The sequence below is a fragment of the Haloarcula argentinensis DSM 12282 genome (genome assembly GCA_000336895.1).
Taxonomy (GTDB): Archaea; Halobacteriota; Halobacteria; order Halobacteriales; family Haloarculaceae; genus Haloarcula; species Haloarcula argentinensis.
In genome coordinates this window covers 408,917-425,543 of sequence record AOLX01000014.1, presented here as the reverse complement: position 1 = coordinate 425,543, position 16,627 = coordinate 408,917, and the positions used below count along the sequence as shown (strand labels likewise).

The following is a 16,627-nucleotide window of genomic DNA, read 5'->3' as shown; positions in this document are numbered from 1 at the left end:
AGGATAATTATGAACATGCGACTCACCGAACCCGCACGGAACGGTACTGCCCGTCAGATGACGTCCACAGCGTCGGGCAACACAACGTTCGCGTGGTTCGGTAACAAGTTCTGGCAGGCCTGTCGTGTGCGTCAGGACCGAGTGAGAACTTCCCGACGGGAGTTGGGTTACGCTCGACCGTAACACGACATGAGTATCTCTAGACACCCGATTGCACTCGACATCGAGCAGCAGGTCGGCCGCGGTGGCCGGCTGCTGGCGACCGTCATGGGCCTCCCCCTTGTCGACGGCATCTTCCCGGTGCTCGTCCTCGCAGGGGCACTCTCGACCTGGATGGGCGTCCTCGAAGTGGGTTTGCTCGTCTTTGGCGGGTCGGCCACTGTCGCCGTCGTGTTAGCCGAACTCGAAGGCGGTCCCCGACAGCAGGCGCGCGCGGTACTCATTATCGGGGCCGTTCTGATGCCGATAGCGCTCGTCGAAGCGGCCCTTGCCCCGACCATCGCGGGGATCGTCAAACTGGGGACCCTCGAACGCTTCGCCGGCCTCGTCATCCTCGCGATCGCCGCACAGACTGCAAGCGCCCGAATCGGCGAGTACCTGCCGCGGCCGGCCGTCATCGTCGGACTCGGCCTACTGGCGAGCCTTGACCCCGCCGGCGCAAAGCTGGTCACCGCTATCGAACCCGGTGTCTTGCTCCGCGCGGCCGCCACCACCGGCGTCGGTATCGGCTTCGCCCTCGCCGTCGCTTTGGCGAGTCCATGGCTCCGCAATGCCGTCGACATCGACCGCTTCCGCTTCGGGAGTGCTGTCGCGCTCGGCGTCCTCGCCCTCTCTGTCCTCGGCGTGATGCCGACCGATGCGCCAGTGGCGCTAGCCGTGCTGGCCGTCACGGCGCTGCTGTCATTCGACCCGGAAAACGCCCGCACGCGCCACACTGAATACCGACCCGACGCCGTGGACCTCACCGCCGCCTTCGCCGACGGCGGCGCGTCCCAGGGCGTCGCCGCCGACGAGCAGACCGACGAAGGGGCCGCTGTCGAGTACGAGCCTGACCAAGAGCGCGCCCCGTGGCTGTGACGAGGGAGAACTTTTAGGCCCATCAGGCCCGGCTGTCCGGTATGAGCGACAATCGCGTGGTCCAGGGCCGGATGCAGACCCCCGAGAGCCTGGCCGAACTCATCGAAGGAGAGGGTGTCATGGATGCAGAACCTATCGAAGACGCCGACGAGAACTGTCCTGAATGCGGCGAAAACGTCATCTCTGTGGGTTACATGCCCTCTGCACTGGAATTCGTTACTGGATACAAGTGCCAGGAGTGTGACTGGTCGGACACTGACCGCGACTGAGCGCCGTCTGCCAATCGAAATCCCTTTAATGCGAGTCGGCCTACGCCGGAGTGCGGGGTCGTGGCCTAGTCCGGGAAGGCGGCTGACTCCAGAGGCCACGCGCCTGGGACGACACTTCGAGGGCTGATATACTGAGCGGCCGGCTGATCACCGGTCCGCGACGATGACCCTCTGGAGTTCCGAGGCGCAGGACGGAGATATCAGCCGATCGGGGGTTCAAATCCCTCCGACCCCATAACTATCTTAACGTTATCTTATCACTTCCTAGAGGTAGCTATCGGAATAAAATCCGGCTCCTCCAGGGGTGGTCCGCGTGACGATTACGTACACCCGGGACGACCACAACAACAACCGGGTCAGTACGGACCGTTGCCCTCTCTGCGGTGTTCCTCTACAGGATAACTTCGGCTCCGGGGATCATATCTACCTCACCTGCCCAGCCGCGCCTGCGTACCGCGAACTTGGAGCGCTAAAGCGCGGCGGCCCTTCACTTGAGGAGGTAGAAGAGACGATTCGGCAAGAGATTGCGCCGGATCCTTCTGTCGCTGCTGACGGCGGAAAACTCGCCTGCGACCGCTGTGGTAGTGGAATCGATCTGGAGAACCACCGCGTCTACCTCCAGCCCTCCGAGGGCCACGAAGATCTCTGCCTCGAGTGCCAGACCGGAGTCTCCAGTGATCGGCTCTACCGGCCAGCCAGTTCCCAGGACGGTGGTTCTGAATGACGGACACCGGCTCCTACGGCGTCCCGCTGTCCACCGCCCGCCGGCTCTCTCGAAACCTCGAAGACTACGATACATCCCGGTTCTACGCTGTGCTGGCTGATCTCCACGGAGATCTCCCACGAGAGTGGATGATCCAGCCCGACATGGCTATCTCGGAGTGTCCAGGGTGCGGATCTGAACACATCGGCCAGGAGGGAGATACTCAATTCTGCCACGGGTGCGCTGCTCACTGGCCCTACAACGAACCAGAGCGGACCCACTATCCGGGGAGCCCTTTCGGAGGTGAGCAGGCGTGAGCCTCCAGCCGTCCTCTCATATCTCGGAGAGGCGCTGGCTCCAGCGGTCCGATGATCCTGTGATGGATCCCGTGGACGCCTGGGAACACGGAGAGCGGCTCACGGGCCATGGGCTGGATGGGGAGGAGGTTCGCTATCACGAACACACTGGGACCGTCCTCATCCGGAGAGATCAGACGCTCGTCACGGTGATGGACGAGCAGGATCTGAACACTGTCACCTGGATGGCTGTCCAGCACCGGAGGGAGCAGGAATGACGGATCACCCGTCCGTCCAGACCCACCGCGTTCTGGAGATTCCCCAGCAGCTCTATCGTGCTCCGTTCGCCGTGATCCGGGAGCAGCCCCCGGAGTCCCAGACCAGCTGGGAGATCGTCGGCTGGGGAGAGACGAAAGTGGAGGCGCTCCGCGCCGCTGCTGGAGGCCAGTGATGAAGGGGAACCACGCGGATAGCGGTCCCTCTTGGCCCCAGTTCCCGGACATTCAGGAGGAGATCGGAGAGGATCCAGCTCGCTACCTCTCCCCCCAGTCCGATATGAGCCCCTGGCCGCGCCTCCGGGCGATCAGCTCCCACGAGGTAGCCGCCGCGTGGCTCGCTGTTGCCCGGAGTGTCGGAGCCTCGTCGAAGATCCAGACGTTCCTAGAGGAGCGAAAGGACGAGCTCGAGCAGCCACCCGTGGCCGCTGACGGAGGCGATCAGCAGTGAGCCAGCAGCTCTCCAGTACGGTGGACGACGTGATAGCTCTCCAGCCCCACCGCCTCGCTGCTAACCTCCTGTTTGACGATCACGGCCTCTCCCCCTACTGGGCGATCAGTAGCCAGTTTGAGCCAGACTTGGACGAGCAGGACAGGACGTTCACCTACAATGGGCGCGACTGGGAGATTACTAACTCCGCGTACTGGGAAGGGAAACTCGCCGCTCCAGACGCCGCCAGCTGGGACGGAGCCATGAACGAGTTTAAAATCAGTGTCTACGAGGAGGACGATCCCCACAACGAGTACGGAGCAGATCTCACGTTCCGGCCAGGCTACCCAGACGCTCGCCACGTGGATACTGGTGATCTGATCGGTGGGATCCCTACGGAGTGTCCGGAGTCCATCCGTCTCCAGGTGGAGGCCACGAACCTCTCAAAACCAGAGCTGCTGGGCCTCCTCCAGTCGCTCGCCAGCCACCTGGACGTGAATCCGGATTACTTCACGGACGCACACGCGTGGAGTTCTATCTACGGTATAGAACTCTATGGACGCATTGACAGAGAGACAGCCGTGGGACAGATCGCCGGCAAGGGAGGCGTTCTGGAGCATATGGCCCAATTCTCGAATGGCAGAGGCCGCGGAGAACACAAATGGGACCACGAGCAGATCAAAGCCCATTATGAGGCAGTTTCTCTCTCTCCGGATCTCTGGGAGCGCCTCCTCCCGGATCAGACCTTAGCGAAGCGCCTCAAATGCTATCAGCCTCAGTGGGTCCGCTCGGAGGACGACGGAGACGATCCGCTCTATCACCACAAGATAGAGTGTCAATTCTGGAAAGGCTACTACCCGGACGGAGAGGACTCTCTGGACTGGAGTGGCTACTCCTACGCTATCGATGAAATGCGGGAGACGATCATCAACGCCCTCAATTGGGCCGGTGTTGACTTCACTCCGAACGAGGACGTGTGGGTGGACGATCCGTATTTCACCGTCCAATCAGGAGACAGCTCCGTGGAAGTGTTCCCAAATCCTATGCCGGATCTCGAGCAGCAGGAGAGAGGAGATGCCAGGGACACACTGGCCGATCCGGACACTACCTCCGGAGAGTGGGACGTTCTGGTAGCCATGACTGACGGGGGAGGCCGTCACTACGACGAGATCGCCCAGGAGGCCGGACGCTCTCCTTCGACGGTCTACCGCGCTGCTGAACGATTTGACGATATTCTTGAGATAGAGAACGGCGTGGTCCGGTTCCAGGACGGCGTGATCCGTGACGAGATCTCGAAGATCGCCCAGCGCGTCCGGGATATGAAGGACACCGCCATGGACTCCATGCGGCGGATCGCTGAGAAAGCCACTCCGTTCTCCCGTGGACAGGGCGAACCTTCCGCGCTCGAGCAGTGGGCGAACCGCCACGGGATCGTGGTCCGGAACGCCACGAAAGAACTCCACCTAGAACTGTCCCGCGCTGTCAGCAAACGCGAACTCCAGAAGATTCTCCGGGCCGGCCTCGAGGCCGCGGAGGCGTCTCCCATGCTGACGAAACGGTTTGAGAACGCTAAGATAGACTGGCAGAACCACCACGGAGAGCACAAGAAGGGCTGGCAGATCGTCATGAACGGGCGTATCCTGGGCTACGACGATCCGAACAGTTCCATCTGGTAGCGCCCGACAGCCCAGAGGCATCACTATCACTGCCGGACGTCCATTTATAAACCCCTCCGTGTTCCAGCCGCTTTCCGCCTGCATTTTTCTCCGCCATTCCTACCACCTTTCTTATGTTTCCCGATATCTGCTCACGTTCTGGGCAAGCACCCCTTAGGTAGTGTGGCAAAGGCCACTCTATCCAAATACAGTCGCTCCCTTCAGTCGCTCCTCCCGCCCCGCAACACAAACCGCAATACTACCGGCACCGCAGAGGTAAGTCGAAGCAGTATGAGTGCCGCTATAGACTTTCTTCTTTGTCTGACCACCTTTCTCCAAATCCTCTACAGATTCGTCAGCGTTTTTGCATAATATTGTCACTAAGCCCACGCCATGCAGGGCGAAATGTAATTACAGCCTGTTAACAGTTCCAGATGAAACCAGCTTTTCCACTTCTACTACTCGTCAGTCAACACTTCATCTAAGCGAAATTCGTGGTGACCCAAAGCATCTCGAAGAAGCTCCTCAGGTTCTCTCTCAGCCACTCCATCCGGGGGCAAGTGTTCTCCCGACTCGAACCCGTCCGTGATGTTGCTTAGATCTAATTTTGAATTGTAAGCTGACAAATAGTGCGTGAGTATATTAGCCAACTCCCATGCCTTCCGTGGTTCCTCGTAGGTTGCTATCTCTTCGGGACTAGCATAACCCGGCTTACCTATCCAGACCCTGACTTGATACCCATTATATTCTGTCCTATCTCCGTTTCTGTATTGGGTTAGTTTTACCTCACCAACCGTGACGCTAGTATCTCCTTGTTCATAGCCGCGTTCTGTATCTTCCCATCCTTCGGCTGGCGATGTCATATTGTACCCTCTTTCACAGCTTTTTCCATAGTTTATGATTTGAACCGCAGCCCCAGCATTTCACTATAATCCGATCTCCGGTTTCTTGAAGAAGCTCGTACTGTAGACCACCACAGTCGGGACATTCAATTTCAGCCATTTCTTCAGCAAATGATTTTATGGAATGTAATAGTTTGGCTATTCAGATTATTCTATCCTCGACGAGCGCCGCACGGGCGCCCGAATGAACATAATCCGGGATTTATCACCCTGAACACTGTATAATTTGGTATGACTTGGGGCCCATTCATCGCTGCTGGTGTGATCACTCTGATCATCGCTTACCTCACCCACAGAGCGAAAAAGAAGGATCCAGAGGGATTTAGGAGAGCAATCCGCGGAGATGAGGCCATAGACGACTAAGCCTTTTCAGCAGAGTCCAACCACGCAAATATCAGTAATTCTGGCGGGACATACCATTCCGGGGGGCTTAGTGCAAGTGCCCCTGGGGGGAAAGGAGAAAACGAGGGCGCGCATACCGCGCGCCCTCTACCGCGAACCGCCAGCGGCTGAGCAGCCGGCTGTCACACGAGAGAGTTGCTCTCCCTCTAATGGTACTGGGTAAGGTTTCGGAACCCAACCCTTTCAGGATCCCTTAGCCAATCTGACTCCAGTCCACATACGCGGCGATCAACGAGGATAGCGCCCGCCTTCGCGCGCCGCTGGCTACCCTCCGATCGTACCGACGTCTATCCTCGACGAGCGCCGCGCGAGCGCCTGAATGAACAGAATACAGGATTTATCACCCCTCACACTCTATACTATGATATGAGCATGGGTATGGGTCCAATATACGCCGCGCTGATTATAGGAGTGTTATTCATGGCGCTCATCCAGTACGGATTCTGGAAAGATCCCGAGGGAATGTATGAGGCCATCCGTGGAGAGCCGCATCCGAACAACCGGCCAGACAGCGACAACTAATTTTCTAGACTGTTCTTTTCTACTGCCTGAGGCCACGCGAAAACGATCAGCATCCCAGCCAAAGGAAATGCGAGCAGATAGATATTCAGCACATTCCATTGAAGAACCAGCCCAACAGTCCCAAGTAACGCCGCCATTAGTGCTACTTGTCTAGATCCGTTCTTTCGTCTGACAACCCACTTCGCAGCACCCTCTGGTGTGTCGAATTGCCCCGACTTCCAGCCCGCCAGCAGTAACAGGACACCCATGATCGGAACGGCCAGTTTCCGGCTTGATGTGATAATCCTCTCTGTTCCCACATCCAACGACGGATCTATAATTACCCATGCTGACCCAGCGACCACCGCTAAGAAAGACGCCACGGCCAGCTGGCCGGTCGCCTCCTCACGGAGATAATCCTTTGCCGCCTGTCGCCGTAAGTACGTAGCTAACAGATACCCGAATCCAGAGGTAGCCGCTCCGAGTAGCAGCGGAAGCACCTGCAAATTGTCTTGAACCTGTACCGTCAGATCTGATAATACTGTTATCATTTAATCACCTTCTGTAATATCGAGTCTAACAAATCTGCCCACTCCACGCGCTGCTGAGCCAGGTAAATCAGCTCTTGGATCCGCGCTAGATCTAGAGACGCCACTCCCAGTAACAGCATGACAGCCAGCACCAGCGCCACCACCTGGAGATCATGCCGGACCGTGGAGCCAGCCGACACAGCCAGACCGCCCACCGTGCTGATCTTGTGGGCGTAGAGCGCCACCGAAAGCAGGACCGCCAGCGCCACCACGGAGACGCCCTGGACGCCCAGCGCCCGGAGGAGCGGCTCGAGCAGCTCCCGGAGGACCATCAGTCGCTATTCCCTCCCAGAACCACCTGCGTGTCCGGCGTCGTGGCCTCCTCCCGCCTGGCTTGCCACCACTGGACAACTGAGTAGGCCGCGATCCCGATACCAGCCAGCCCGGCCAGCGGGACGATCTCCTGGATCCCAGCGTTCAGCGCGCCACTGACAGCTCCCGGACGGAGGATCTCGAGTGCCAGGAGCCCCAGCCCGCCGGAGACAGCTCCCACGAGGATCCAGCGCGGACGGCCCGACAGAGAGGACCGTCCCGTAGCCGCCACCAGCAGCAGGGAGAACACAGCCCAGCCCGCGATCACCGCGATTTGCTGGAGATCTATCCCATCCTCCCCGTTGTCCCAGTTCCCGGAGGAGATCCCGCCACCAGAGGAGGAGCTGCCACCGCTGCTCCCGTCCGGTTGCTTGATTACCAGAGTCTCCTGACTATCATCGTCCGCCAGCTGGACGTAGCTCTTTCCGGCGTCCTTCTTATCCACGTACCGCTCTTTCCCCAGCGAATACAGTCCGTACTGCTCGCCAGGAACAGCGTCATGCCAGCGATACTGGACCGCCGCTCCAGATCCAGACTCTCCCGGACCCACGGCCAGCGTCGGATTATCAGGATCCACTACCTGGATCCCCACATCCCCGGAGTCCAGCTGGGGCTCCAGCGGGATCGTCGTCACCCGCGCGGATCCGCCGGTCTGTGCGTTCGGGAGATACAGCTCTTGGGAGCCGTCAGCGGAGAGGACCGCCCGATCCTCCGGAGCCTCCCAGCTCTCCGTGTGGGTATAGTGGACCTGATCTCCCAGCGGCGTCCCTCCCACCTCGAGGCGGAACTCCGTGGACTTGGAATCCACGCGGAACCCTGTATCTAAGCCCTCGTCGTCTGGCGTGGTGGGATCCGTTATGGAGATCGCTCCGTTCGTCGTCTGGAACTTATTGCCAGCCGTCCGGATCGCCACCTTATCTCCGGCCTCCACCACGTCCGCCGTTCCGTCCGTGTCCTTCAGCTGGACCACGAGATCAGTCCCGTTCTGGAGCTCCCAGCTGCTGGAGCTGACACTCTGCCAGCTCCCCCCGTTCACAGACTTCTCCACGTGTGTCACCTGATAGATCCGCTGGCTGAACGGGATCCGGAGCTTCGCGTTCTCTCTGTCTCCCGCGAAGGTATGGGAGACGTTATAAGACTCCTCCCAGCCGTTCGCTGCGTAGGTTGTGCTGACTATCACGCTGGCGGAGTGCGTATACTCCAAGTCCACTGCTGGCGTAGGTGCGTCACTCGAGAGCGTTCCGTCTCCCACCACTACTGTGATGTTATTGCTCCCGTCCTGGATCCAAGCCGTATCTGTCGCCAGCGAGGTCGTGCTCCCCGGGGAGAGTGTTCCCAGATGTTCCGTCTCGTTGCCATTCACCAGGACTGCTGGATCCCTCGTTGCTGTGTGTTCTGTATAGCTCACTTGGGTGTCCACACTCCCCGCCGACGTGGATACGGTCCCGGTCGATCCCTTTGAGAGATCTGGGAGAGACTTTGTGGCCGTGCTGCCTTCGGTGAGTTTCCCCGAATATGAGGCCTCATTAGTCCCATCCCCGTCCACGTCTATGGCTGGATCCACTGTCGCGGTCCTCTCTGTCCAAGATAGGGTCCAACTTGGATCCGGACCGCTCGCGGTTGTCGTGGAAACGCTGTTATCTCCGGTCGATAAACCGTCTACCGCCTTTTCAGTAGTTGTCTCGCCGGATTTGTAGACACCAGACCATGACGCCTCATACGTCCCATCACCGTCAATGTCTATTTTTGGATCTTCGGTCCCATAACGGGCCGAGTAGTCGAGCGTGTAATCGACTGTCCCCGCGCCGCTTGCGGAGATACTATCGCCCAAATTGACCGGGAAACTCTTAGTTTGCGACCCCCCGCCTTCCACGAAAAAGCTCTTAGATGTACCGCTATCCGAGGAGATTGTTACATCAGACGCAGTCTTGTAATCTATGTCCATTACGTCGTCGTAGATATATCCGTCAATGAACATAGATTTGGGAACCCCACCCCCACGATACGCTCTAACGGTGGTAGCGGAGGCACTGGTTTGAGTAATCCCGATAGTGACGTTATCCGCCCCGTTAGGGTCCCAATCATCTATATTTACAGTTGTCTGTGAGTTCTGGAAGGTAACTCCAGTTGCGACCCTCGTTCCCTCTTTTTCGTCACCGTCGAGAGACGAACCCCGCTCTAACCATATCTCTGCTTTTCCATCTCCCGTCCCTGTCGATACCATGTTAAATGTTATCTGTGTTATCTTTCCATCAGGAACGTTAGTCAGCAAAGATTCGGCATCCCCATCTCCGTCCTTTTCTAGCACATCGAACCCTACAGACTCCCCACCTTGCGAGTACGACCCGCCGCCAGAGACAGTGAGTTGTTCATTGTCCGGGTTGAGGTTGCCGTCGAGATTAAGCGAGTCCGACCCGCCAGCCGACAGCGTGCCACTGTCTGACGCCGCTGTTGTGGAGGTGTCTCCCGTTACGCTAGCCTTCTCATCTGTCGGGTTGACGTTGCCTCCTGCGCTGACTGTGCCGCTTCCAGTCCCGCTCCCACTGGCGGCTGTCGTCTCCTCGTACCCAGTCCAAGTTACACTGGCCCCCGTCCCTTGTCCAGTCCCAGCTACAGCCAGATCTAGTGTCTCGCCGTTAGACAGCGCCGCCCCAGTAACGGTATCAGTTTCTGTGGAGTCCACGCCAGTCACATTGATATTAAAATCACCCGCATTACTGGAGTCCTCCACCTGATAGTTTATCTGGCTGCCATCCACCGCGGGAGTTTCCTGGATATTCACCTCTCCCTCGAAGGTCACAGAGTTACTGCTGAAATGCGGGATATTGAAAATCAGGAGTCCGTTCCTGGCCTCCACCTCCGCTGTCCAGCTCGTCCCGTCCTCGTGGACGCCGTGGACGACGTTCGGGACGTGGCCGACTGTCTCCCGGACAGCATCCGCTGGAACCGCTACGTCCCGGCCTTCGTGGCTGGAATTATCTCGGAACACGAGCGCCCGATCCCCTGATCCAGACACTCGAGAGCCGTTCACATATCCAGACGCCCGCTCCGGAGTTGTCACGATCACCTGGAGGCTATCGGCGTCCCTCGAGGCCATGACCGATCCCTCCAGATCCGCTTTCGTGAGCTGACTGCTCGCTCCCACTGGCAGATCCTCCACCACGTTCGTGTCCGGGATTGTCACCATGCCGTCCGGAGCGCCAGTCTGTGCTGAGGCCGGTCCGATCACGCCCGGACCAGCCACCATGGAGATCGGGGAGGCTACCAGCACCAGCGCCAGCAGGACCGCACTGATTTGAACTCTCATGCCGCCACCTCCTGGAGCCGTCCAGCTGTTGCCGCCAGCGGTTCCGCTGACGGTTCCGCCAGCGGTTCCGTTAGCGGAAATACTGGAGGGGAGGGGCCGGGGGTTGACTTTATTTCCCTTACTACGCGCGAGCGCGTAACCGCTTGGAGCCGCGAGCTGGCGAGATTTTCAGGAATCGGCTCAGAATCGGTTTTCTGGACAGTCTCCCGCTGGTTTTCGGTTAGCACGAGCGAACCACCTCCAGAACCTCCGGAAAACGGACATGGAGCTGGCCGGGAACCTTGAACTGGCTGGGTATATCGCTCCAGCTGAACTCGGCGAAGTTCTGGCTGTTCCAAGAGAGCGCCTGGCCCAGCTGCATACCTTGGGTGTAGTTCCGTCCCATCGGAGCGTCTCCCATCCCGACTGTCTTTCCGGTCGGGTTGTCGATCCCGGCCAGCGTGATCTGCCACCGCATCTTTTTCCGCATCATGTTGTGGAGATCGCCCGGTTCGTGGCCGATCCCGAACGTGGAGAACTTGTTACGACGAGCGTCCACGTACTTATCTCGGAACGCGCTGATCCGGTCGTACAGCTGGTGATAGTCGTTATCCGCGTGTTCTGGCATGACGTTCCCTATCTCGTCACAGAACCACGAGAGCCAGATCGGTGGCCCCTGATCTATCTTATCAATCGCCCAGGCGAACCACCACATCTTACTGGGCGTTATGTCCGTCCGCTCCAGCTCCTCGTCCACCTGAACGTCCCAGGCGCTATGGTGCGGGATCTCCCCGATCTCCTCCGCCTCTTGGTACGCTTTTGTGGCTCCACGGAACCGCGGATCCGGGTAGACCACGTGAAAGTGGCCCTCCTCGAGCACGTTGTGGTTCAGATCCCGGATCGAATCGTACCGGACCACCTCGTGACACATCCGCTCCAGATCGATCTCCACCGGCTCCATGTCGTCCGCTGGCGGATCCAGGTACGCCTCCACCTCCAGACCTGCCGGGAGACATAGCCGTGTCCACGCCCGCAGCGGGAGCCACTCTGTCCGGGCGCTCGTCCCGCGCCACACCACGGCGTCCAGGTTCACCTCCAGCTGGCGGATCACTTTGGCCGCGGACATGGTGCTCTTACCGGAGCCTTTCGGTCCGTACGCCAGCCAGTCCGTCCCGCCGTTCCGGAGCTCTTGGACGATCTCTGGATTCTGCCGGAGCCACTGGAACATCTCCCGCCGCTCTTTCGGGAGCCCCTCGAGCTCGCCATGCTCCAGACGGAGTTTATCCATGTCGTCCACGTGGATCAGGTGATCCAGGAACGCCCGCGGGTGCTCCACTATCGGGTGGGAGCTGTCCTCCATGGCCGGGTGATCCGCTTGCTCGAGATCCTCCAAGACGTTCGTCCAGCGCCTGAACCCGAACGCGCGCCGTAGGTTCTCGCCCACCGTGTGAGCGCGTTTATCACCCGTCTCCTCCCGCGTCTTGTCGATACTTGGCGCTGTCACGCCCTCCACGCGCTCCCGGAGCAGGTCCGGGTTCTGGGCTACCTCGAGGAGACTGTGCTCCTGACAGTCCGCTATCTCTCCGCTGTCGTTGTCTGTGCTCATGTGATAGATCCGTCTCCAGATTCTCCGCGGTATTGCTGTCCAGCCGTTACCTCTGTCGTCCGGTCCGCCAGAGCGTCCGCCGCCCGGTTGAACGCCGGGAGCAGGTACTCAGCCGCCCAGGACTCCCGGATAAACATATCCTCCTCTGTGGGCTCCTCCGTCACCAGCCGCCGCCTGATCGGGAGCTCAAAGTACGGCTGGGTGATCGTCTCCCGATCTATCTCCGCGTAGCTCGCTCCCACCACCTGGAGCGCCCACGCCAGCAGCTGCTCTGGACTCTCGAAGCCCTCCAGGAGCTGGCCCAGCGCCGCCTCCTGCTGGCCCGCGATCTCTCCGAACGCGGGCCGCATGAGTGGATATTCCTGATCTCTGGGTTCTATCGGCTCCATGCCCTCCTGCTCCGGATCGTCCGCCAGGTGATCCACCCGCTCCACCGCGCTCCACCGCGCCACCTCGTGGGCCGCGTGGAACGCCGGGAGGAGATCCTTCGCCACGATCCCGCGGCGAACCTCGAGAGCGAGATCGGGCCGGATCCCATCCACCTCCCCCCACGGCTCTCCCAGCAGCGCGGAGACAGTGGGAGCGTCTGAGGCTACGCGGGTGAACCAGGAGTCCTCCAGCTGGCCCACCGTCTGGATCACCAGCTCCTGCTCCCACTCCAGGATCTCTCTCCTCGAGGAGAACCCCTCCAGGAGATCCACGAGCAGGTCCGTCTGATCGTGGGTCAGTTTCGCGGACGCTGGCCGCGTGGGCGTCTCCACGCCCGCCTCCTCGAGAGCCGTGTGGACTTGTTCCCGGAGCCGCTCCGTGTCCACCGTCTGGGCGTCCGCGCGCTCCAGCGCCGTCTGAAGCCCCTTCAGCGGAGCCTGCTGGCTAATCATCTGCTGGCTCCTCCTGGCCGCTGTCTCCGTTCCGAACAGGAGCGTCTCCGTCAGACTGGGCTACGTAGCGGTTGTAGATCTCGTCCATCTGGCTCTCGCTCCTGTCGTCCAGCAGCTCTTTCCGGTCCGCGTGGCTCTCCGCCTCAGACTCCGCGTAGTTCCTGAACCACTCGTCCCAGCTCTTAGCGTCCGCCAGCCCTCGAGCGTGGGTGAGCATCGAGCCCACCGCGTGATGGTAGTGGAGCGGGGCCAGGTTAGCCGACAGCTCCCCGTCCCGAGGGCGGGCGATCTTGAACGCGAACAGACCCAGCCCAGCCACCGCCAGCCCCAGGAGTCCGGAGCCGGTGAGCAGCTGGCTCCCGACCCAGCCAGCCCCCAGCGTCAGCCCGCCAGCTATCCACGGAACCGGGTGGTAGTGACGGATCACGTCTCCGTCCTCCGTCTCCTCGTACGTCACGAGATCCGGGAACTCTATTGCATGGTGCTCCGGGACGTATTCCAGCGGCTCCTCGTCCTCTGGATCCATCAGATAGAGCTCGTCTATCGGCCCATCCACGTCTATCCGCGTCTGCATATTCCCGTCCACTTCCAGGTCCGCGCTCGCTCCTCGAGCCCGCGCCCAGAACTTCCGGATCCCCTTCCGGATCGCACTCCGTGCTCCCGTGTCGCCACGCGCGAACCGGGCGATATGGAGCTTTGCTTTCAGCACACCAGGAGCGTCCTCTGGCCCGCCACTGTCAGCGTCTGGATCCGTCGCCTCCTGGGCCTCCTGGACGGCCTCCTCCACGTCCGCTGGATCGGTCGGATCGAAGCCCTCCGCCAGCTGGAACTGGAGGAACCCAGCCCCGAACGTGTTCCGACCGAACCACTCCACTGCGATCACGCCCAGCAGGATCCCGCCAGCAGCCGACACCAGCCACGGAGCCCGGATCAGCGTCCCGGCCAGCCAGTCCCACGCCAGCACGGTGAACAGGATCCCTCCCACGGCGGTCAGAACCCACCAGATCGCGCTGATCTGTGGCCCGGCCTTCGCCTTCGCTACCGCTTTCCGTCCGCCGTAGAGCGTCACGACAGAGCCCGCAAAGAACGGGATCAGCAGCGATACCAGCCCCCAGCCCAGCCGCGCTCCCGCGCTGTTCGTCTCCACTGGGAGCGTGGCCTTCGAGCTCTGGTGGTTGAACGTCCAGCGGCTGTCTCCGGGGTTCTCCAGACAGCTCTTATCTGACTCTCCACGGACACACATCACCGTCCGGACCTGCTCCTCGTAGTGAGAGCGGAGATCTATCCGCGCGTAGTCATACCCGCCGCCCATCGTCACTGTCCGCTCGTAGCGCGTGACGTTCGTGGCAATCTTCCGGGTGCGCGCCTCCCCGTTCTCCGTCTGGACCTGCTCCTGGCCCACCTTGTAGTGAGCCACCTCCACCACGTAGTCCTCCTCCTCAGCGCCGTAGGCCCGTTTAGACCACAGCTGGAGGTAGTCACGTTTCACCGTCTGGCCCGCCTCCAAATGTCGCCAGGACGGCGAGCGTTCGCTCTCGTCCACCAACAGCCCGGTCGGGAGCACCTTCACCACGAACTCCCCGTACTTCCCATTCGAGCGGACGGAATCCGGTGCGTTTGCTGGCTTGGAGCCGCCCGGAGCGAGCTCCTCCAGCGTGAGCTTACGATCCGCCGCGCTCCCGTTGTCACTCTGTGCTACTGCTGGAGCCACTGCTCCTGTCACTATCACCAGAGCGACCAGCCCCAGGACCACGGCGGACCGGCTCACCGGAGGCTCACCCCCGCCGCGTGGTAGATCAGTCCGATACCAGCCGCCTCAAACAGCGGGACCGTCTGGACCACCGTCTCCATTACTCCATGGGTGATCGCTTCCAGCCCCGCCGCTGCTGTTTCCAGAATCATAGGTCTGTCTCCCCGAAATCTGTCCGATAGGCTACCGCCAGCGTCAGAATCGACATAGAGATCCCCACAAAGTGGTAGGTCCGCAGTACGATCAGGTCCGACAGCCCGATAGCTCCCAGACCCACCGTTATCACGGATCCCGCCAGCACGGGAACCTCTGGAACCAGCGAGATCACAAACGAGATCGCCTCTCCAGCTGTCTGGAACGTCGTAGCGGCCCAGCCCACTACAGACACCAGCGATACCAGAACGACGTTCAGCACGCCGCCAGTACCCTCTTTGGCTCTGCCAGCGAAGCCTGACACGGCCTCCCGGCGATCCTCTGCCTCCTCGTACGCCTGGTATGCCCAGGCCAGTGCTACCAGCGCCACCACTCCAGACAGCACGAGAGCCACGTGGGACCGCGCCCACCCGATCACGTCCACCTGGAGCGCCAGCGCCTCGAGCACGCTGTTCTCTATCATGTCATTTCCTCCATTGCGTCGTCTTTCGCGTCCCAGAGATCCGCCAGCCGCAGCCCCATGTACGTCAGCGTGATGAACGCCAGCGGCCCCCGAATATCCGGGAGCCCGTAGACTGGCTCCAGATAGCGAGCGTAGGCCGCCGCCATTGGAAACCAGATCTGTTCAGTGTGTGCTACCCACGATACTACATTAGCCAGGACGGCTGTGAGATCCGCCACTGATTCTTTCCCGATCATCGTTTAACGCCCTCCAGAGTTCCCTGTACCAGATCGCTCCCAGGGATCAGGTACAGCCCCCCGATCAGCAGCGATCCCACTAACAGCACCAGCACGCTGATCGTGAACGCCGCAGCTGGCGGGCCAGCCAGCCCTGCCTCCCTCGCTATCCCCTGGACCAAACCGTAAATCAGGTCGAAAAGCCCAGTTACTGCTGATTCCGTCAGGTTTGCCGGTCCTGTCAGGATCGGAATAGCGTCTAGGATGATATTCCGAACTCGTTCGTAGGAGAACACGGACCAGCCCAGCACGTACTGAGTGGCGTCCAGGATCTGGTCCACCACCCACTCCGCCACGATCTCCCGGATAAACTCCTCCGGATCCGCTGCTATCGTAGCGAGCATCCCAGCCACTGGAGCCAGCTGTTTCAGATCACCGATCCAGCCAGGGATATCGTCAACCATTATCCCAGCCTCCTCCGGAGCTCCAGGAAGATCGCTGAGACAGCGATTATCTCCAGGGTGAGCAGGATCGGAGCGAATAGCGGGTTTGTCTCCACAGCCGCGCGGAACGCGGACGCCCAGGTTATGCGGATCGTCTCCGCGCCTCCCTGTCCCATAGCCCTGATTATGCCCGCGTAGCCGTCTGCTCCCGCGTTTATCATCGCTACATGGACCTCTACCACCGCGCTGATGATCGCCCACCAGCCACCTACGAAAGTCAGCCAGACAGCCCCCAGGATCGTGCTCACTAACTTCCCGATCAGGATCGTCCCGCCGTCTGTGTAGCTCCCCGCTAAGACACGCGGATCAGACGACGTTCCTACTGTCGGAGGCGTCCATCCGTCGTCAGACATATGCT

The 16,627-nt window shown here is 60.4% G+C and carries 22 protein-coding genes and 1 tRNA gene; 11 read left to right on the top strand and 12 right to left on the bottom strand.

Annotated features, from left to right (window positions below; genetic code table 11):
• Nucleotides 1-189 precede the first annotated feature (189 nt).
• The 9 genes from C443_RS05725 to C443_RS05695 all read left to right on the top strand — a co-directional run bounded on the left by C443_RS05725 (nt 190) and on the right by C443_RS05695 (nt 4,726).
• The gene (locus C443_RS05725) at nt 190-1,077 is read left to right on the top strand and encodes a DUF5794 domain-containing protein (RefSeq protein WP_005534605.1); all 888 of its coding nucleotides are present in this window, start codon (nt 190-192) and stop codon (nt 1,075-1,077) included.
• 41 nt (nt 1,078-1,118) lie between these two features.
• Nucleotides 1,119-1,346, top strand: coding sequence for a DUF5795 family protein (locus C443_RS05720; RefSeq protein ID WP_005534603.1), 228 nt, complete (start codon nt 1,119-1,121; stop codon nt 1,344-1,346).
• Between the two features lie 54 nt (nt 1,347-1,400).
• A tRNA-Trp gene (locus C443_RS21170) sits at nt 1,401-1,581 on the top strand.
• A gap of 78 nt (nt 1,582-1,659) precedes the next feature.
• Nucleotides 1,660-2,070 (top strand): hypothetical protein, encoded by a 411-nt coding sequence (locus tag C443_RS05715; protein ID WP_152423024.1) that lies wholly within the window; start codon nt 1,660-1,662, stop codon nt 2,068-2,070.
• On the top strand, nt 2,067-2,366 hold the full coding sequence (locus C443_RS05710; protein WP_005534601.1) for a hypothetical protein: 300 nt from the start codon (nt 2,067-2,069) through the stop codon (nt 2,364-2,366). The genes C443_RS05715 and C443_RS05710 overlap by 4 nt, the downstream gene beginning before the upstream one ends.
• On the top strand, nt 2,363-2,623 hold the full coding sequence (locus tag C443_RS05705; protein WP_311241286.1) for a hypothetical protein: 261 nt from the start codon (nt 2,363-2,365) through the stop codon (nt 2,621-2,623). Before C443_RS05710 ends, C443_RS05705 begins: the two co-directional genes overlap by 4 nt.
• The gene (locus C443_RS21455) at nt 2,620-2,796 is read left to right on the top strand and encodes a hypothetical protein (RefSeq protein WP_160163347.1); all 177 of its coding nucleotides are present in this window, start codon (nt 2,620-2,622) and stop codon (nt 2,794-2,796) included. The genes C443_RS05705 and C443_RS21455 overlap by 4 nt, the downstream gene beginning before the upstream one ends.
• A 104-nt stretch (nt 2,797-2,900) precedes the next feature.
• A complete protein-coding gene (locus C443_RS21450) occupies nt 2,901-3,071 on the top strand; it encodes a hypothetical protein (protein WP_160163346.1) in 171 nt (56 codons plus the stop codon).
• A complete protein-coding gene (locus tag C443_RS05695) occupies nt 3,068-4,726 on the top strand; it encodes a DUF7845 domain-containing protein (protein ID WP_005534597.1) in 1,659 nt (552 codons plus the stop codon). The genes C443_RS21450 and C443_RS05695 overlap by 4 nt, the downstream gene beginning before the upstream one ends.
• A 437-nt stretch (nt 4,727-5,163) precedes the next feature.
• On the opposite strand, the gene C443_RS21165 is transcribed toward C443_RS05695, so the two are convergent.
• Nucleotides 5,164-5,568 (bottom strand): hypothetical protein, encoded by a 405-nt coding sequence (locus C443_RS21165; RefSeq protein ID WP_152423023.1) that lies wholly within the window; start codon nt 5,566-5,568, stop codon nt 5,164-5,166.
• Between the two features lie 270 nt (nt 5,569-5,838).
• Here C443_RS21165 and C443_RS22100 point away from each other — a divergent pair, with 270 nt between their 5' ends.
• Nucleotides 5,839-5,970, top strand: a complete 132-nt coding sequence (locus C443_RS22100) for a hypothetical protein (protein WP_311241287.1) — start codon at nt 5,839-5,841, stop codon at nt 5,968-5,970.
• A gap of 405 nt (nt 5,971-6,375) precedes the next feature.
• Complete coding sequence (locus C443_RS21445; RefSeq protein ID WP_005534596.1) at nt 6,376-6,531, top strand: hypothetical protein; 156 nt, start codon at nt 6,376-6,378, stop codon at nt 6,529-6,531.
• Here the strand turns inward: C443_RS21445 and C443_RS05690 are convergent.
• The 11 genes from C443_RS05690 to C443_RS05645 form a co-directional block, all read right to left on the bottom strand.
• A complete protein-coding gene (locus C443_RS05690) occupies nt 6,528-7,061 on the bottom strand; it encodes a hypothetical protein (protein ID WP_005534594.1) in 534 nt (177 codons plus the stop codon). The two genes, C443_RS21445 and C443_RS05690, sit on opposite strands and share 4 nt — an antisense overlap.
• Complete coding sequence (locus C443_RS05685) at nt 7,058-7,372, bottom strand: hypothetical protein (RefSeq protein WP_005534592.1); 315 nt, start codon at nt 7,370-7,372, stop codon at nt 7,058-7,060. The genes C443_RS05690 and C443_RS05685 overlap by 4 nt, the downstream gene beginning before the upstream one ends.
• The gene (locus C443_RS05680) at nt 7,372-10,719 is read right to left on the bottom strand and encodes a hypothetical protein (protein WP_005534590.1); all 3,348 of its coding nucleotides are present in this window, start codon (nt 10,717-10,719) and stop codon (nt 7,372-7,374) included. The genes C443_RS05685 and C443_RS05680 overlap by 1 nt, the downstream gene beginning before the upstream one ends.
• Nucleotides 10,720-10,939: 220 nt before the next feature.
• Nucleotides 10,940-12,304 (bottom strand): hypothetical protein, encoded by a 1,365-nt coding sequence (locus C443_RS05675; protein ID WP_005534588.1) that lies wholly within the window; start codon nt 12,302-12,304, stop codon nt 10,940-10,942.
• Complete coding sequence (locus C443_RS05670; protein WP_005534587.1) at nt 12,301-13,185, bottom strand: hypothetical protein; 885 nt, start codon at nt 13,183-13,185, stop codon at nt 12,301-12,303. Before C443_RS05670 ends, C443_RS05675 begins: the two co-directional genes overlap by 4 nt.
• On the bottom strand, nt 13,178-14,896 hold the full coding sequence (locus C443_RS05665; RefSeq protein WP_005534586.1) for a hypothetical protein: 1,719 nt from the start codon (nt 14,894-14,896) through the stop codon (nt 13,178-13,180). Before C443_RS05665 ends, C443_RS05670 begins: the two co-directional genes overlap by 8 nt.
• Nucleotides 14,897-14,949: 53 nt before the next feature.
• Nucleotides 14,950-15,087 (bottom strand): hypothetical protein, encoded by a 138-nt coding sequence (locus C443_RS21440; protein ID WP_160163345.1) that lies wholly within the window; start codon nt 15,085-15,087, stop codon nt 14,950-14,952.
• Complete coding sequence (locus C443_RS05660; RefSeq protein ID WP_005534584.1) at nt 15,084-15,551, bottom strand: hypothetical protein; 468 nt, start codon at nt 15,549-15,551, stop codon at nt 15,084-15,086. The genes C443_RS21440 and C443_RS05660 overlap by 4 nt, the downstream gene beginning before the upstream one ends.
• Complete coding sequence (locus C443_RS05655) at nt 15,548-15,787, bottom strand: hypothetical protein (RefSeq protein WP_005534582.1); 240 nt, start codon at nt 15,785-15,787, stop codon at nt 15,548-15,550. Before C443_RS05655 ends, C443_RS05660 begins: the two co-directional genes overlap by 4 nt.
• Complete coding sequence (locus C443_RS05650) at nt 15,784-16,230, bottom strand: hypothetical protein (RefSeq protein ID WP_005534580.1); 447 nt, start codon at nt 16,228-16,230, stop codon at nt 15,784-15,786. The genes C443_RS05655 and C443_RS05650 overlap by 4 nt, the downstream gene beginning before the upstream one ends.
• Entirely contained in the window at nt 16,230-16,622 is a 393-nt protein-coding gene (locus C443_RS05645) for a hypothetical protein (protein ID WP_005534578.1), read from the bottom strand. The genes C443_RS05650 and C443_RS05645 overlap by 1 nt, the downstream gene beginning before the upstream one ends.
• Nucleotides 16,623-16,627 lie beyond the last annotated feature (5 nt).

Coding starts and splice junctions, on each gene's coding strand:
- C443_RS05725 (WP_005534605.1), top strand. CDS start 190: ATGAGTATCTCTAGACACCCGATTGCACTCGACATCGAGCAGCAGGTC.
- C443_RS05720 (WP_005534603.1), top strand. CDS start 1,119: ATGAGCGACAATCGCGTGGTCCAGGGCCGGATGCAGACCCCCGAGAGC.
- C443_RS05710 (WP_005534601.1), top strand. CDS start 2,067: ATGACGGACACCGGCTCCTACGGCGTCCCGCTGTCCACCGCCCGCCGG.
- C443_RS21455 (WP_160163347.1), top strand. CDS start 2,620: ATGACGGATCACCCGTCCGTCCAGACCCACCGCGTTCTGGAGATTCCC.
- C443_RS21450 (WP_160163346.1), top strand. CDS start 2,901: ATGAGCCCCTGGCCGCGCCTCCGGGCGATCAGCTCCCACGAGGTAGCC.
- C443_RS21165 (WP_152423023.1), bottom strand. CDS start 5,568: ATGACATCGCCAGCCGAAGGATGGGAAGATACAGAACGCGGCTATGAA.
- C443_RS22100 (WP_311241287.1), top strand. CDS start 5,839: ATGACTTGGGGCCCATTCATCGCTGCTGGTGTGATCACTCTGATCATC.
- C443_RS21445 (WP_005534596.1), top strand. CDS start 6,376: ATGAGCATGGGTATGGGTCCAATATACGCCGCGCTGATTATAGGAGTG.
- C443_RS05690 (WP_005534594.1), bottom strand. CDS start 7,061: ATGATAACAGTATTATCAGATCTGACGGTACAGGTTCAAGACAATTTG.
- C443_RS05685 (WP_005534592.1), bottom strand. CDS start 7,372: ATGGTCCTCCGGGAGCTGCTCGAGCCGCTCCTCCGGGCGCTGGGCGTC.
- C443_RS05680 (WP_005534590.1), bottom strand. CDS start 10,719: ATGAGAGTTCAAATCAGTGCGGTCCTGCTGGCGCTGGTGCTGGTAGCC.
- C443_RS05675 (WP_005534588.1), bottom strand. CDS start 12,304: ATGAGCACAGACAACGACAGCGGAGAGATAGCGGACTGTCAGGAGCAC.
- C443_RS05670 (WP_005534587.1), bottom strand. CDS start 13,185: ATGATTAGCCAGCAGGCTCCGCTGAAGGGGCTTCAGACGGCGCTGGAG.
- C443_RS21440 (WP_160163345.1), bottom strand. CDS start 15,087: ATGATTCTGGAAACAGCAGCGGCGGGGCTGGAAGCGATCACCCATGGA.
- C443_RS05660 (WP_005534584.1), bottom strand. CDS start 15,551: ATGATAGAGAACAGCGTGCTCGAGGCGCTGGCGCTCCAGGTGGACGTG.
- C443_RS05655 (WP_005534582.1), bottom strand. CDS start 15,787: ATGATCGGGAAAGAATCAGTGGCGGATCTCACAGCCGTCCTGGCTAAT.
- C443_RS05650 (WP_005534580.1), bottom strand. CDS start 16,230: ATGGTTGACGATATCCCTGGCTGGATCGGTGATCTGAAACAGCTGGCT.
- C443_RS05645 (WP_005534578.1), bottom strand. CDS start 16,622: ATGTCTGACGACGGATGGACGCCTCCGACAGTAGGAACGTCGTCTGAT.